This window comes from Ideonella sp. FW305-24, assembly GCF_058788035.1.
The window spans coordinates 416,180-431,722 of sequence record NZ_JBYTAI010000003.1; the positions used below are offsets into that span (position 1 = coordinate 416,180).

Sequence of the window (15,543 nt, forward strand, 5' to 3'; positions counted from 1 at the left end):
ACGGCCAAGCCGTCGTGGCCTTGTTGGCTGCAGCACCGGCCCGATGTCGCGTTGTTCGACCTGCGCATGCCGGTGATGGACGGCATCGAAGCCATCGCCGCCGGCAGGCATCAGCCGTCGCAGCTTGATCCAGCTTTGCTCATGGCGCCTGGCTCGGCGCCAGCGCAATCGAGTTCAGGAACTCGTAGAAGATGGCGAGGTGCCGCTCGGCAGTCGCCGCCGTGGTGCAGCCATACACGTAGACATTGCTGAGCCGAGTTCTCGGAAGCACCGCGGCCCATTCCACACTCGGGATGCGGTTGAGGACGTGAAAATACTCCAGCAGGCCATACACCACTCCGTGTACGTTCCTGCCTTCCGTTCGCCTGCGCTCCTCGTAACCCACGGTGTTGGCCTTGCGTCGGTTTGAAAGATTGGCCAGGTAGTCATCTGGGCTTTGCGGCTCCGTGCGACTCAACTGTTCAATGAAGAGGTACGCGTCATAACCTCCGGCGATTGGCGGGCACATGATCTGTACACCGCTGGAACCCGGGAAGCTTTGCTCGGTCCAGTTGGCAGGTACGGTAAAGCTGACCCCTGCCGCCCGAAGTTTTTCATCGAGCGGCGGGGCGCAGGACACCGTCATTCCGCCCACGGCGAGCAGTGTCAGCACACTGCGTCTGTCAGGGAAATTCGTCACTTCTGAACACCTGCTTGAGCGCAAAGGGCACAGCACGAAAGCCTCAGCCCGTGGGTGGCTGAAGGTTTTCGGCGCCAGGCAAGCATAGCTTCTGATCACGGGCTGTTCGAAGTCGAAGGCGGCGAAAATCTCCTCCAAACGAGCGAGGGGCACCCTGCTGTCGAAGCACGCCAAAACCCTTTGACTGTGCAATGGCGCTGCGGCGCGGGGCACCACTTTCGCGGCGCATCGCGGCGGTGGTTGCCAAGGTGACCGCGGCCCGACCACGCCGCCCGTCTGCCTGGCCGAAGCGCTCGAATAGCCTGCCGTGGCCTTGCTGGTGGAACGTGCCGCGGCCAGCGCGCCGGGGCTTCGCCGCCACGCCCGCCAACCTGCCCGCGATCCTGCAGCTCTGCCAGGCGCTACCGAGACCCAGCGCCTGGTGCTGCGCCGACTCTCGGTGTTCAACCGGTGCTTCGCGCTGGACGAAGCCGGCGAGACACTGGCCTGCGCACGGTTGCCGGCGCTGCAGGCGACCGGCACGGTGCCGAGCCGGGTCGCCAGGTCGCTGGTGATGCGGCTGGACGGCGCCGCCCGGCCCGGTTCCACCTGCCGGCCACCACCCGCGCCTATGCCGCGGCCCGGCAAGCGGCGCGCGGCGAAACCTGAGCCCCGCCAACCCGCCAAGCGCCTCGAATTCACACCGATTCACACCACCCGCCGGAGTGGCTCGCCGATCATGTCTCGGCAGACGGCGGCCCCGCCGCACGGCAGGTTTGCCCGCTGCCCAGGCCGCCGTTTCTTCAGCGTCCGAAGCATGGCGCCCAGCAAGCCCCGAGTCCAACACCGCCGCCCAAGCTGCCGCCCAGCGGCAGCCGGCCAGGTGACGATTGCCTCCCCGGCACAGCCCGCAGCCGCGGCCCGCCACGCCTTCCGTGCTGTCGCGCGCACGAGGCCTTCAGGCCGCACAGACCACGCTGGCACCGATGCTGGCGCGCTTCTTCGACGAAGGCCACGACGCGCGCGACCTGCGCGAAGCGGCCACGCTGCTGGCGGACCTGAAAAGAGGAATCTGAATCGCCCCGCCACCCGTCGGCATTCACGCCGATTCACATCGGCCGAGCCCCTTCGCTTCACGGTGATTCACGTCGATTCACTCGCGCCGCAGCACAACCGGTTCCATCATCTGCTCACCCACTGCCTGGAGGCCGCCATGCTCGATCTGCTCACGATCAAAGTCCTTGTCCTGTACGACGACGCGCTGCTGTGCGCTGGCCTGCGGGCCACGCTGGGCGCGCAGCCCGACATGGTGCTGCTGTCGCCGCAGGCCGACCCGGGCCAGGCCGACGTGGTGATTGCCGACTACGCGCAAGGCCTGCGCTGCATCGCGCTCGGCAAGGCCGAACCCGCACGACGCTCGCTCGGGTCACTGGGCGCGCGGGTGCTGATCCTGACGCGCCGCGACAGCGAGCGCGAGATCCGCCATGCGCTCGAATGCGGTGTGCGCGGCTACCTGACGATTGGCTGCGGGCTCGACGAGCTGGTCGACGCGGTGCGCGCGCTGCACTGCGGCATGCGCCGCATCGGCACGCTGGCCGCCCAACGCCTGGCCGACAGCGTGGCCGGTTCGCTGCTCACCAGCCGCGAGACCGATGTGCTGCGGCTGCTGGTGGCCGGCCACGGCAACAAGGCGATTGCCAAGCGGCTGGACATCGCGCTGGGCACCGTCAAGTCGCATTTGAAATCGGTGTTCCAGAAGCTGGACGCGAGCAACCGCACCGAGGTGGCATTGGCCGCGGACAAGCGCGGCCTGCTGATCGACCTGCCGGTAATGGATGAGCCGGAAGTGGAGGCCGCGCCAGCGCGCTGGCGCATGCCGGCCGTCAGCCCGCAGGCAGAACCGGCGCGGGCACTGGCGTCGGCGAACTGAGTCACCCTGCTGCCGCGGTGGCGGCCGGGCGGGCGCGGCTTCGGGCGATGGCCTGCATGGCATCCTCTGGCCCCTGACTTCCGCCGAGCATCCCATGTCCCAACGCCCGCCCCTGCCCCCGTTCACCCGCGAGACCGCGGTCCAGAAGATCCGCTTGGCCGAAGACGCCTGGAACAGCCGCGACCCGGCGCGCATCGTGCTGGCCTACAGCGCCGACACGCACTGGCGCAACCGGGTCGAATTCCCGGTCGGCCGCGACCAGGCGCAGGCGCTGCTGGAACGCAAGTGGGCGCGCGAGCTGGACTATCGGTTGATCAAGGAACTGTGGGCGTTTGAAGGCGACCGCATCGCGGTGCGTTTTGTCTACGAGTGGCATGACGACGCCGGCCAATGGTTCCGCAGCCACGGCAACGAGAACTGGTTGTTCGACGGCGACGGCCTGATGACGCAGCGCCACGCCAGCATCAACGACCGGCCGATCGCCGAAGACCAGCGCCTGTTCCGCTGGCCGCTGGGCCGCCGGCCGGACGACCATCCAGGCCTGAGCGAGCTGGGGCTGTAAAACCGACCTTTTTGTGGCAAACAGCAGCTGGCAAGCCCTGGTGCAAAGCCCCGCCCGCTGCACCACATTGCAAGCCATCTGAACGCAGTTTTGGCGGGTTTGCGATGAGCGTGCCCGCGGTCAGAGCCCGCTGGCGGCGCGGAACAGGCCTTCGGAGCAGGCCGAGCAGCGCGCCGGGTCCGTCTGGTCGCCGGTCATCAGGGACGGGTCGTACTTGTTGTAGAACACCACCGGGCCGTTCGCGGTCACGAACACTTCCGGATCGCTGCGCTCGTGCAGGTCGGTGTCGTCGCTGATCTTCCAGAGCTTGGTCTTGGCATTGGGCGACACGGCGGCAATGTAGATCGCGGTCGGGAAATCGTAGGCGTCGCTCTTGACGGCCAGCGACACGTAGGACTTGCTGTTGTAGGTGAAGGGCTCGGGCGAGCGCACCACCGTGCCCGCGGGCATCGTCACGCTGTTGACAACGGCCCAGTTGCCATTGCCGTCGCCCTTGTAGAAGCGCAGTTCGTTTTCGTTGACCGTGGTCATCAGGACCAGCTTGTTGTTGTATTCCGGTGCGCGCCACATCCACGGCACGGTGCGCGCGTCCTTCTCGCCTTCGTCGAAGGTCAGCTGCACGGGCTCCTTGCTGTCATCCAGCGCCAGCTTGAAGACCTGCTTGGTGCCGCCTTGGACCTTCTGGGCATAGACCAGGCTCTTGTCGCCCTTGACGAAGCGCACCGACACCGGCTGCTTGGTCGCCGTCATGCCTTTGACCTTCTTCTCGGAAGACTCGTCGTACAGGTAGCGCCAAAGGTGCTGGCCCTTGGCATTGACGTAGCTGATCCGGGGCTGGGTGTCGCCTTCATCGTCGCTGGCGTACGGCGCATTGCCTGCGCCCAGCAACTGGGGCGCGCTCCAGGTCGTGCCGTCCGCGCTGCCTTCGACCAGCGCCAACTGCGCGGTGTCGACCGACGGCGTGCCGACGAACTTGGTGTAGACCACGTGGTCGCCGGTGGCGGTGGAGATCCACTCCGGGCCGTTGGTCGTGATCAGCATTTCCTTGGTCGTGATTGCGTCTTCATCCAGCAGCTTGTAAGCCGGCTTCAGGATGTTGCCGGTGACCGGATCGACGGTGCCCAGCCACAGCCGACCCTGGCTGTCGCACCAGGTGAACATGTTGCGCGAGGGGCTGAACTCGCTGTCGATCAAGTCCTTGCGGGTGGAGGCTTGCGACTCGTTCGGCGCGAAGCCGGCCTTCACCTGGGCATGGCCCAGGGCCGGGCCCATCAGGCAGACACTGGCCAGCAGTGCGAACAAGGTGGTGGATGGGGTGGCGGCCGCCGCGGGCCTGCGGGTCATTCGAATGGGGCTGTGACTCACGACTTCCTCGAAACAACATCGATCCCTGGGCATCTGGCACAGCGCCCAACGCGCTGCGGCAGACTTGGCCAACCCGCGAAGCGCCGGCCATCGGAAGTGTTTTGAACACTTTGTCACAAGTATGGCCGAGGACGGCCGACGACCAGGGTCTACCCGTACCCCTGCAGACTAGGGATACAGCCCTGCCGCGTGCGGCATATCGCACGGGCCGGGCAAGTTCGTCGGGTGGAGCGCGGCGTTTGACCGGCTTGCGCGCGGAAAAAAGGCCCCGAGCGGGGCCTCCTTTCCTGCTAGGCGCGGTGGTCAAAGACCTGTGCTGGCCCGGTAGAGCCCTTCGGAGCAGGCCGCGCAGTTCGGATGTTCGCCAGTGGTGTCCAGCGAGGGGTCGAACTTGTTGTAGAAAACCACCGGGCCGTTGGCGGTCGTGATGTAGACCTCCGGGTCGATGCGCTCGTGGTTGTCCGCGTCGTCGCTGACTTTCCACAACGGGGTTGGCGCGTCCGGTGCCACGGCCGCGATGTAGACCGCAGTGGGATAGTCGTAGCCGCTGCGCTTGACCGCCAGCACCACATAGGACTTGCCGTTGTAGGTGAACGGCTCGGGCGATGCCACGGTGTCGCCTTCGGCCAGCTTGATGCTGTTGATCTGCGTCCAGGCACTGCTGCCGTCGCCACCGTCCTGCTTGCGGTAGAAGCGCAGCTCGTTTTCGTTGACGGTCGTCAGCACCGTCAGCTTGTCGTTGAACTCCGGTGCGCGCCACATCCACGGCACGGTGCGCGCGTCCTTGGCGCCATCGTCCTTGGTGATCTGCACCAGCTTGTTGGTGTCCAGTTGCAGGAAGAACACCTGGTTGACGCTGTCGACCGCCTGCGAATACACCAGCCCGTTGTAGCCCTTGGAGAAGCGCACCGAGATCGGCTTGGGCGTCTTTTTCATGCCCTGCACCTTGACCTCGGACGCCGCGTCATGGAGGTAGCGCCAGTAGTGGTTGTTCTTGGCGTCCACGTAGCTGATGCGGGGGTTCGGATCGTCCGCATCGTCGCTGCCATAAGGCGCGTTGCGGCCGGCATCCGGACCCAGCAAGGTGGGCGCGCCCCAGGTGCTGCCGTCTGCACTGCCCTCGACCAGCGCCAGCCGCGCCGTCGAGGCCTTCGGGTCGCCGACGAACTTGGTGTAGATCACCTGGTCGCCTGTGGCGGTGCTCACCCACTCCGGCCCGTTGGTCGTGATCTTCATGTCCTGCGGCGTGATGGCGTCCGCGTCCAGCATCTTGTAGGTTGGCTTCAGGATGTTGCCGGTGGCCGGATCCACCGTGCCCACCCACAGCCGGCCGTCCTTGTCACACCAGGTGAACAGGTTGCGCGACTGGCTGAACTCGGAATCCAGCAAGTCCTTGCGCGGCGCCGCCAAGGTCTCGTTCGGCGCAAACCCCGGCTTCAGCTGGGCATGCACTGCGCCCGGAACCAGGCTGGCCAAGCCAGCCAGCAGCGACAACGACGCCGCGAATCGATGATGAGAGCTACGCACGAATTCCTCGGATGAACAACAACAGGTCTGCCACAGCAAGCGGCCCGTCTGTTCACACTGTATGACAGGCCTTGTCGCTGGCAAATGATGCTAACCCCCGGGAATCCGCCGGCGTGCCGGCGGACTCAAGGAATCTAACCTGCGAAGGCGCCGTCGTTCAGGGCCGGTTCACCGCCGTACAGGTCCTCTGCCGCCTTGATGGTGTCGACGCGGGCCATCGCCAGCGTTTCGGTCGAGACCATGTAGACCGACAGCGCGCGGTACCAGATCCTGGTGGCCTTGTCCCGGCCGATGCCAATCAGGCTGCCGCTGCCGGTGGCCTTGAACTTGTCACCCGCCTGGCAGGTCTTGGACACAGGGCCGCCCGCCGGCGCGGTGCCTTCGGCGAGCGTGTAGAAGAAGTGCTTGCCCACGCCCGACGAATAGTGCTCGTTCAGGATGCCGACCTTGCTGGTCCAGCAGTCGGCCGAGTGGCCGTCCTTGCTGGGCTGGAGCACCGCACCAGGGGGCCATGGGCTGCGTGGCAAAGACAACATGGGTCATGCAAAGCAGCTGTGCTCTTGGGCTGTGATCATCTGCTGCTGCCAGAATCCCTCAAAAGGGATCACGCAGCAGATGAAACAACAAGACGCCTGGGGAACGCCCGCCGATTCATATCGCCATTCGCGCCAGCCCGCGTGACCGCGCGATGGGCACCGCAAGTCAACCCACCCTCGCCTTCTTCGAGCTGACCACACCGTCGGGCGAAGTCGTCGTCACGCCGCTGGCCTTCCCGGAAATGGCCTGGGTGGGCAGCACGGCCTCGGCCATGGCCCGCAAGATGGCGAGCGCCGTGCAGTCGCACCTGATCGACAAGGGGCGCTACCTCGAAGCGGTGCAGTTCACGGCGGGCGGTGCGTTGGAGCGCCACGAACTGGCGGTGGACCTGCCGGCCGGTGCCGACCCTGTGACGCAGCCCGCGCGGCGGGTCAAACACGTGGCCTTCCTCTCGGCGGATGCCGATGGCGGGCGGGCGCTGGGTTGCGTGCCGGCGCTGGGCGTGGTCGCACTGGCCGACGCAGCCGGTCTGCGCGCGGCGGTGACGGAAGCCATCTTGCTGGAGCACCGCCGCAACGGTCGGCTGGGCGACGTGCGCAAGCAGGTGGCGGCCACGTGGTTCGAGCAGGTCGAACTCAAGCCGGAGACGCTGTCACTCGAATTCCACGGCGCCGAGGCGCTGCGCCAGCTGCGGCAAAAGAGCGAGCCCTTGCTCAAGGGCGTGGCCGAGGAGATGCGGCGCGACGGGCGTGCCGCCGTCGGCCTGGAGGACACGCTGGCCACGCTGCAGCGCGCCGCCGAAGGCACCTTCGCCCGCAGCGTGCTGGTGCTGGGCGACGAGGGCAGCGGCAAGACGGCGCTGCTGAGGCATTACGTGCGCGACCGCGCACTGCGTGATGCCGCCGCGCCGTGGGAGACCAACGCCGCGCGCCTGATCCAGGGCCTGACGCGCGACGGCGGCTGGCAGCATGCGCTGGCGTTGCTGTGCAGCGAGCTGGCGCAGCGCGACGTGATGCTGTACGTGGGCCACCTGTCCGAGCTGTTCGAGGTCGGCCAGTACCAGGGCAATGCGGTGAGCCTGGGCGACGCGCTGCGCGAGCCGCTGGCGCGTGGCCGGCTGATGCTGCTGGCCGAGGCCACGCCCGCCGAGCTTGCGCGCATCGAGCCGCGCTCGCCCGGCTTCGGCGCGCTGTTCCAGACGGTGCGCATGCCAGCGCACGACGAGCCCGCGCAGGAACGCGTGATGGTGGCGGCCATAGCGGCGCTGGCGCGCGAGCATCGCGTGACGGTTGAGCGTGAAGCGGTGGCCGAGCTGCTTGCGCTGCAGCGCCGCTTCTCGCCGTATTCGGGCTTCCCGGGCAAGGGCATCCGCTTCTTCGAGGAGCTGATCCTGCACGCGCGCGGCCGCACGGCCAGCCTGGGCCGGGACGACGCACTGGCGGCTTTCTGCACCGAGACCGGCATGCCGCGCCGCATGCTGGACCCGCGCCTGCCGCTGGACCTGGCCGAGGTCGACGCATTCTTCCGCCGCCGCCTGTTTGGCCAACCCGATGCGTTGAACGTGGTCACCGGCCTGCTGGCGTCGACCAAGACCGGGCTGGCCCGCACCGGCAAGCCCATCGCCTCGCTGCTGCTGATCGGCCCGACCGGCGTGGGCAAGACCGAGACGGCCAAGGCGCTGGCCGAGTTCATGTTCGGCGACGCGCGCCGCATGCTGCGCTTCGACATGAGTGAATACGCCGACCCGGCCGCGGTGCTGCGCCTGCTGGGCGACCTCGGCCGCGAAGAGGGCTTGCTGATCGGCGCGGCGCGGCGCCAGCCGTTTTCGGTGCTGCTGTTCGACGAGATCGAGAAGGCCCATCCGAACTTCTTCGACCTGCTGCTGCAGGTGCTGGGCGAAGGCCGCCTGACTGGTGGCGACGGCGTGACCGCGAACTTCTGCGGCTGCTTCGTGGTGATGACCTCCAACCTCGGCGCCGAGGCCTCGATGCGCGCAACGCTGGGCATGCTGCCCGGGCGCGACGACCCCCGCCGCCACTTCGAGCGCGTGGTGCAGGAGACCTTCCGGCCCGAGCTGTTCAACCGCATTGACCACGTGGTGCCCTTCGCCGCGCTGACCGCGGCCGAGCGCGCTCCGATCTTCGAACGCGAGATCGGCCTGCTGCGGCGGCGCGACGGGTTGCTGGAGCGCCACGCAGAACTTCAGGTGGACCCGGGCACCTCGCTGCAGCTTGCCACGCTGCCGGGCGACGCGCGCTACGGCGCACGCGACGTGCAGCGCACGCTTCGCCGCGAGCTGGTGCTGCCGTTGGCGCACGCGCTGGCGCCGCACCCTTACGTCACGCCGGTGATGGTGCGCGTCGAGCCTGGCGCGCAGGCTGCGCCGGCCATCCACGTGGCACCCTCGCCACGCCCGGTCGACACTGCGCCGCTGCTGGCTGCGGACGCATTGGCCGACGCACGCCGGCACTGGGTGCGCGTGACCGATGGCCCGCTCTGCGTGAACCTCGTGAACCAGGTGTTCCGGCTCGACCGCGAGCGCCAGACGCACGAGAAGCGGCGCCACAAGGACCCTGCGTTGCCGCACTGGGATACCACCGCACCGGCGCTGCGCTGGCGTGAACTGGACGCCGTGCAGCAGGACGCCAAGGCCTTGCTGGCCGAGATCGTGGACCTCGAAGGCCAGGCGCTGCTGGCGCTTGCGGGCGAGGCCGTCGCGCCGCCCGACGTGGCCACCTGGCGCCGCCGCTTCGTCAGCTTCCAGCAGCGCGCATTCCACGCGATGCGGCCGGACAGCGGCCTGTGCACGGTGGGCCTGTATGCGGCACCCCGCCTGCTGCCCACGCTGCTGGCCGCGTGGACCGACGTGCTGCGGCTGGCAGGTTTCGAGACACGCGTGCGGGTGGTGCGCCTGCGCGTGGAAGGCGGCAAGAAGGAGGGTGAAGAGGAAGCCGGGCCAGAAGGGCCTTACCTCAAGTTCGCCTGGCCGCAGACCGAGAAGGTGCAAACCACCATCGTAGGCTTCGAGATCGAATGCCGGGGCGCCGCGGTGTACGACTTCCTGCGGCTGGAAGCGGGCGTGTGGCGCCAGTTCGAGGCCGACCGCAAGTCCGACATCTGGGTCTCGGTGCGGCCATCGCCGCTGGACAAGTTCGGCACGCCGGAGAACGTGCACCGACAGCACTTCTTCGACGCGCTGCCTGTGCATCGCCAGCTCAAGGACGGCCAGCTCATCGACCCGAAGGCCGACTGGCGCTGCGAGTTCCCGGACGCTGCCGCCTGGAAGCGCGCGCTGGCCCGCCAGTTCGAGGCCTTGATGGGCCGCATGCTGCTCGGGGAGGATGCGTGATGGCAGCGCTGCGCATTCCGCTGCTGGTCGCCCATCGCAAGGACGCGGGCTATCGCCTGCGCTGCCTGTTCCTGCCCGAGATTCACGCGACGGCCGAACGTTACGAGTCCGCGCTGAACAAGCTGCGCCAGGCCATCCAGCAGCATTTCAAGGGCACGCGCAGCGAACGCGCCACGCTGGACGAGCGGCTATGGCTCAGCTTCGCGCCGCCGCTGCGCTTCGAGCTCGTGCCGCTGGGCTTCGACTCGGGCCGGCGCTGGGTCGAGGGCCTGTTCGCCGCGGCGCACTTCACGCTGGGCGAGCGGCGCCATGCCTGCCTGCCGCAGCTGGACGGCATCGTGGCCGACCTCGGCGACAGCAGCGCGTCTCAGGCCGAGCGCACCGAGCGGCTGGTCGCCTGCATCCAGCGCTTCTTCCGCGAGCAGCGCAAGGAACTCGGCGACGCCTTCGACCCGCTGCGCCACCTCGCGTCGGCCAACGACGAGCTGGGCGAGCTGGAACTGTCACTGCACCTGGCCAACGGCCGCTTCCCGTTCGAGGCGGACAGCGACTTCTTCGCCAAGCTGAGCGGCGACGAGATCGGCGACGGTCCGACCGAGATGGCGCGCGTGGCCATCGACCTCAACGAGCTTTACCCCGACGAGCTGGGCCAGGCCATCCTGCGCGAGGCCCAGGTGGCCGAGGTGGCGCAGGCCATCTACCGCGCCGACGCCAGCGCCTTCGTGCTGGTGGGCCCGCGCGGCGCGGGCAAGACGGCCCTGGTGCACGGCGCCGTGCGCCGCCACATCGACAGCCAGCCCGGCCGCCAGCGCAGCAAGCTGCAGAAGGTTTGGCAGCTCGATCCCATGCGGGTCATCTCGGGCATGAGCATCATCGGCCAGTGGCAGCGCCGCATGGCGGTGGTGATGGACCATGTGCAGGCGCGCTTGCGCGAGGTGCATGCCATCGACAAGCCCGATCACCTCTACTGCGACAACCTGGTCGCGCTGCTGGCCATGGGCAAGAGCTCGCAAAGCTCGCTGACGCTGGCCGACGTGCTGCGCCCGCAACTGGAGCGGCGCGCCTTCACGCTGATCGGTGAAGCGACGCCAGAGGCCTGGCAGAAAGTGCAGCAGCGCGACCGCCGCTTTGCCGACCTGTTCCGCGTGATCCGCGTCGATGCGCCCTCGCGTGCCGACTCGATCCGCGTCGTCGGCTGGCGCCGCGCCGAGCTTGAGCAGCGCCACGGCTGCCGCATCGAATCAGCGGCGGTGGGCGAGCTGCTGAAGCTGGAGCGCCGTTTCGCGACTGACGAGGTGCTGCCCGGCTCTGCCCTGCGCGTGTTGGACCGCCTGGCGGTTCGCCACGCGAAGCAGACGGTGGGACGCGACGAAGTGATGGCCGCCTATCTGTCTGACTTTCACTTCCGCGAGCGCCTGTTTTCGCGCCACGTCGGCCTCGCGCCGGCAGAAGCTGCGAGCCACTTCGCAGCTCGGCTGGTCGGCCAGCCGCAGGCGCGCGCCCGGTTGGTCGACGTTGTCGCGCTGGTCAAGTCGGGGCTCGCGGCCCCGGGGAAGCCACTGTCTTCGCTGCTGCTCATCGGCCCCACCGGCGTAGGCAAGAGCGAAGCGGCCAAGCTGCTGGCCGACTACCTGTTCGCCGACGAGGGCGGCTTGGTGCGCTTCGACATGAACGAATACGTCGACGCCAACGCGCTGGCCCGCCTGATCGGCGATGCCTCGCGGCCCGACGGCCAGCTCACGGCCGCAGTGCGGCAGCGCCGCGCCTGTGTGCTGTTGCTCGACGAGATCGAGAAGGCGCATCCGTCCGTGCACGACCTGCTGCTGCAACTGCTCGGCGAGGGGCGGCTGACCGATGCGCTGGGCCGCACCACCGACTTCTCGCAGTGCGTGGTCATCCTCACCTCCAATCTCGGCGCCGCCGCGGCTGAGCGCCGCACCGGCTTCATGCAGCAGGCAAGCGACGTGGCGCACACCTACCGCGAGGCGGTCGAGCGCTTCTTCCGGCCCGAGTTCCTGAACCGCATCGACGAGGTCGTCAGCTTCACGCCACTGGGGCGCGAGGACATCGCCGGCATTGCGCGGCTGCAGATCGAACGTGTGCTGGCACGCGACGGCTTCGTGCGGCGCCTGACCTTCCTCAACGTGGCACCCGCGGCGCTGGACCAGCTCGCCGAGCTGGGGCGTGACGAGGCGCTGGGCGCCCGGGCGCTCAAGCGCGGCATCGAACGCACGCTGACCGGGCCGATCGCGCAGCGCCTGGCGTCCTCGCATCCCGGCGACCCGATGCTGCTGGACGTTTCGTTCGCACACGGCGAGCTCGCCACGCGGGCGACGCTGCTGCGCTACGCGAGCGCGCGGCCGGTCGCCCTGCCCATCGACGAGGGAACAGCGGCCGGCTACGCGCGTGTGCGCGATGCGGCGCTGGCGTTGCGGGACTCGCTGGTCGCAGCGCTGGATGCAGCGCCGCCGGACGACCTCGCCTTCGCACTGCGCGCGTTGCAGGTGCGGCTGGACCCGCTGCGCGAGATGCTGGAGCGGCGCTGCTGGGACCTGACCGAACACCGCGCGCCGGCAGCAGGGCGTTCAACGTTCGCACCGCCTCGGGCGCGCGAATGGCGCTGGTACGGCAAGCCGATCAAAGACATGCTGGAAGCCTGCCTGGACATCCACGAGTTCTTCGACCGGCTGCTGGCCGAGACCACAGCAGTGCGCGGCGTCGAGACCGAGCTGGTGCGCTGGCAGCTTGAGCTGGCCCTGCTCGCCCGCCGCGCAGACAGCCTTGCGCGCGGCGGCCTCGAACGTGTGCAGATCGAGATCACGCCGCTGCAGGCGGGCGACGGCGCAGCGCTCGTGAAGACCGCATGGGCCGACTACGCCACGCTGCTGTCGCAGCTCGACGCGCACGAGCTGCCGTCCCCAGCACCAGGCGCGCGCTGTTTCGAGGGCGCGGGCATTGCCGAGGCCTTTTCCGGCGAATGCGGTGTGCACCTCTGGTACCTGGGCGACGACCGGCCAGTGCCGCTGGCGGTGCGCGTCCTGCCGCTCGCCCCGGACAGCGGCGCGAACGGCGATGCGGCGCCACCCACCGAGATCGTGCGCATCCGCTACGAGCCGGCGCGCGAGGGCGAGCATCGGCGCCTGAGCGACCTGCGTTCGGGCCGCGTGCGCAAGTTCGCCGAGCCGCTGACAGAAGATGACTGGCGGCTGCTGCTGTGGGATGCCACGCCCCCCGCGCAACCAAAAGGAGAGCGCTGAGATGGCTTTGCTGTCCTATCCCCTGATCTGCTGGCAGCTCGGCGACGACTCGGTCTTCGGCATCCTGCTGGGCACCGGCTTGGAGGGCGTGGAGCGCAACGCCAAGCGGCTCAAGACCGCACTCGCGGAGACCCTGCAGCGGGAACGCGAACGCGAGCGTTACCTGCCCGATCCCGACATCGACGAGCCGCGCCTGCGCGTCGTCAAGGCCCAGGTCAACCTCGCGCACCAGACCGACAAGGGCAGCTTTCCGGTGCCCACGCCCACCGAGGTCGCCGTGGCCGCGGTCTACGGCGCGAAGGCAAGCGAGGGCTACCTCAAGTGCTGGCTGCCCTGGCTGGACGAGAGCTTTTACTACTACGACGAGTCGCAGCTGGCGATGTTGATCCAGCACTACACGCGCGACCGGCTGGACGGCATGTCGCCCGAAGAGGCGCAGCGCTACCTGGGCCGCGGCACACCGTGGCTGGAGCTGGTGGAGGCGCGCCGCGACGAGCGCGTGGCCGAGCGCCAGCATGTGCCGCGCCATGTGCGCGAAGCGCATGCGCAGCTGGCCGTGGTGGCCGACAAGCTGCCCGACGCCGGTGGGCGCCGCCCGGCACATGGCTTTGCGGAGACGGCCTGGGAGCAGAGCGCGCTGGTCGACGAGATCGCCGCGCGCATCGCGCGCGGCGGCAACCTGTTGCTGGTGGGCGAACACGGCGTGGGCAAGAGCGTGGTGATTGCCGACGCGATCCGCAAGGCGCACCGTGCCACCTCCGGCAGCGAGGCCCCCCCCAGCTTCTGGCGCAGCAATTCGGAGCGCCTGATTGGCCGCGCCAAGTACCTGGGCGAATGGCAGGCGCTGTGCGACCAGGCCATGCAGTGGCTGGACCTCTCGCATGGCGTGCTGTGGGTGACGGACTTCCTGAACCTGCTGCAGATCGGTGGCGAGAGTCCCGAGGAATCGATGGCCGCCTACCTGCTGCCGGCCCTGCGGCGCGGCAGCTTGCGGCTGATCGGCGAAGCCAGCCCGGGTGAGCTGGAGGCCGCACGCCGCCGGCTACCGGCCTTCATCGATTGTTTCGAGCCGCTGACCCTGCCCGAGATGGACAGCCAGCGCGCGCGCCGCGTGCTGGCCTTGTTCGCGGCGCAGGCCAAGGGCGCGCTGCAGGTGGAGATCGAAAGGCCGGCGCTCGACACCGGCTACCGGCTGCTGCATCGCTATGTGCGTTACGAGCGTTTTCCCGGCAAGGCGATGCGCTTCTTCGGTGAATGCGTGCGCGAGGCAATTGCCGATCACCAGCCCCTGCTCACCGAGACCCGCGTGATCGCTCAGTTCGCCCGTTTCACCGGCCTGCCCGAGCGCTTCCTGCGCGACGACCAGCCGCTGGACGACGCCGAGGTGCAGGCCTTCTTCGCCGGCAAGCTGTTCGGCCAGGAAGCGGCGATCCGCCAGTTGAAGGACGTGGTCTACCTGTTCAAGTCCGGCCTGAGCGACCCGGCCAAGCCCATCGCCACGCTGCTGTTCGCCGGGCCGACGGGCGTGGGCAAGACAGCCGCGGCCAAGGCGCTGGCAAGCTACTTCTACGGCGCCAACAGCGGCGTGGACCCGCTGTTCCGCGTCGACATGAGCGAGTTCCAGCATGCGTTCCAGATCACGCGCCTGATCGGCACCGGCAAGCAACCCGGCAAGCTGGTGGAACACGTGCGCCAGCGCCCGTTCTCGGTGGTGCTGCTGGACGAGATCGAGAAGGCCGACGCGTCAGTCTTCGACCTGCTGCTGGGCGTGCTCGACGAAGGCCGCCTGCGCGACAGCCAGGGCCGCGTCACCGACTTCCGCGGCGCGCTGATCGTGATGACCACGAACCTGGGCGTGCGCCACGGTGCATCAGCAGGTTTTGCCAACACGGATGACGGTGAGGACGCGACCCACGAGATCCGCCAATTCTTCCGCCCCGAGTTCTTCAACCGCATCGACCGCCTGGTGCACTTCGCACCACTGGGCCGCGAGGCCATCGCCGCCATTGCGCGCCTGGAACTGCAGGCCATCGAGCGGCGCGAAGGCCTGCTGCGGCGCGGCTTGACACTGCGCTTCATGCCCGCGGTCGTCGACTTCGTTGCCGCCGCGGGTTTCAGCCCGCGCTACGGTGCGCGGCCGCTGCAGCGCGCGGTCGAACACCATGTCGTCGCAGCGATAGCCCGCGCTCTTTTCGGCGAGGTGCCAGATGCGGCGATCCTGGAAGTCGACATCGTCGACAGCGCGGTTCAGGTCTGGGTTTGCCAGGCTGTTCCGTAAGGCCAGCAAAGACGCACGGGGCGTTCGCGCCGAGCGCATTGCTCTATTGCTATGGGTAGCACTTGGGCGGACACGCCGTA

At 68.4% G+C, this 15,543-nt stretch carries 10 protein-coding genes; 6 read left to right on the forward strand and 4 right to left on the reverse strand.

Features of this window, described 5'->3' with window-relative positions:
- Nucleotides 1–139: 139 nt before the first annotated feature.
- Nucleotides 140–652, reverse strand: a complete 513-nt coding sequence (locus tag AC3WR5_RS10865; protein WP_492484267.1) for a hypothetical protein — start codon at nucleotides 650–652, stop codon at nucleotides 140–142.
- 896 nt (nucleotides 653–1,548) lie between these two features.
- Here AC3WR5_RS10865 and AC3WR5_RS10870 point away from each other — a divergent pair.
- From AC3WR5_RS10870 to AC3WR5_RS10880, 3 genes are all read left to right on the forward strand, one after another.
- Entirely contained in the window at nucleotides 1,549–1,734 is a 186-nt protein-coding gene (locus tag AC3WR5_RS10870; protein ID WP_492484269.1) for a hypothetical protein, read from the forward strand.
- A gap of 137 nt (nucleotides 1,735–1,871) precedes the next feature.
- Nucleotides 1,872–2,588 carry a response regulator transcription factor gene (locus AC3WR5_RS10875; RefSeq protein ID WP_492484271.1) on the forward strand — a complete coding sequence of 239 codons (717 nt, stop codon included), beginning with the start codon at nucleotides 1,872–1,874 and terminating at the stop codon, nucleotides 2,586–2,588.
- 94 nt (nucleotides 2,589–2,682) lie between these two features.
- Entirely contained in the window at nucleotides 2,683–3,150 is a 468-nt protein-coding gene (locus AC3WR5_RS10880; RefSeq protein WP_492484273.1) for a nuclear transport factor 2 family protein, read from the forward strand.
- Nucleotides 3,151–3,270: 120 nt separating this feature from the next.
- Here the strand turns inward: AC3WR5_RS10880 and AC3WR5_RS10885 are convergent, their stop codons facing one another.
- The 3 genes from AC3WR5_RS10885 to AC3WR5_RS10895 form a co-directional block, all read right to left on the reverse strand.
- Nucleotides 3,271–4,494, reverse strand: coding sequence for a hypothetical protein (locus AC3WR5_RS10885; protein ID WP_492484274.1), 1,224 nt, complete (start codon nucleotides 4,492–4,494; stop codon nucleotides 3,271–3,273).
- Between the two features lie 324 nt (nucleotides 4,495–4,818).
- The gene (locus AC3WR5_RS10890) at nucleotides 4,819–5,991 is read right to left on the reverse strand and encodes a hypothetical protein (RefSeq protein ID WP_492484276.1); all 1,173 of its coding nucleotides are present in this window, start codon (nucleotides 5,989–5,991) and stop codon (nucleotides 4,819–4,821) included.
- A 185-nt stretch (nucleotides 5,992–6,176) separates the two neighbouring features.
- A complete protein-coding gene (locus AC3WR5_RS10895) occupies nucleotides 6,177–6,578 on the reverse strand; it encodes a M4 family metallopeptidase (RefSeq protein WP_492484278.1) in 402 nt (133 codons plus the stop codon).
- A gap of 152 nt (nucleotides 6,579–6,730) precedes the next feature.
- On the opposite strand from AC3WR5_RS10895, the gene AC3WR5_RS10900 reads away from it, so the two are divergent.
- Genes AC3WR5_RS10900 through AC3WR5_RS10910 form a run of 3 tightly spaced genes read left to right on the forward strand, consistent with a single transcriptional unit; the run spans nucleotide 6,731 to nucleotide 15,463 of the window.
- Entirely contained in the window at nucleotides 6,731–9,928 is a 3,198-nt protein-coding gene (locus tag AC3WR5_RS10900; RefSeq protein ID WP_492484280.1) for an AAA family ATPase, read from the forward strand.
- The gene (locus AC3WR5_RS10905) at nucleotides 9,928–13,185 is read left to right on the forward strand and encodes an AAA family ATPase (protein WP_492484282.1); all 3,258 of its coding nucleotides are present in this window, start codon (nucleotides 9,928–9,930) and stop codon (nucleotides 13,183–13,185) included. The genes AC3WR5_RS10900 and AC3WR5_RS10905 overlap by 1 nt, the downstream gene beginning before the upstream one ends.
- A 1-nt stretch (nucleotide 13,186) precedes the next feature.
- On the forward strand, nucleotides 13,187–15,463 hold the full coding sequence (locus AC3WR5_RS10910) for an AAA family ATPase (RefSeq protein ID WP_492484284.1): 2,277 nt from the start codon (nucleotides 13,187–13,189) through the stop codon (nucleotides 15,461–15,463).
- Nucleotides 15,464–15,543: the final 80 nt, after the last annotated feature.

Excerpts from the sequence above, each read along its gene's own strand:
- AC3WR5_RS10875 (WP_492484271.1), top strand. The coding sequence starts at position 1,872 with ATGCTCGATCTGCTCACGATCAAAGTCCTTGTCCTGTACGACGACGCG.
- AC3WR5_RS10880 (WP_492484273.1), top strand. The coding sequence starts at position 2,683 with ATGTCCCAACGCCCGCCCCTGCCCCCGTTCACCCGCGAGACCGCGGTC.
- AC3WR5_RS10885 (WP_492484274.1), bottom strand. The coding sequence starts at position 4,494 with ATGACCCGCAGGCCCGCGGCGGCCGCCACCCCATCCACCACCTTGTTC.
- AC3WR5_RS10895 (WP_492484278.1), bottom strand. The coding sequence starts at position 6,578 with ATGTTGTCTTTGCCACGCAGCCCATGGCCCCCTGGTGCGGTGCTCCAG.
- AC3WR5_RS10900 (WP_492484280.1), top strand. The coding sequence starts at position 6,731 with ATGGGCACCGCAAGTCAACCCACCCTCGCCTTCTTCGAGCTGACCACA.
- AC3WR5_RS10905 (WP_492484282.1), top strand. The coding sequence starts at position 9,928 with ATGGCAGCGCTGCGCATTCCGCTGCTGGTCGCCCATCGCAAGGACGCG.
- AC3WR5_RS10910 (WP_492484284.1), top strand. The coding sequence starts at position 13,187 with ATGGCTTTGCTGTCCTATCCCCTGATCTGCTGGCAGCTCGGCGACGAC.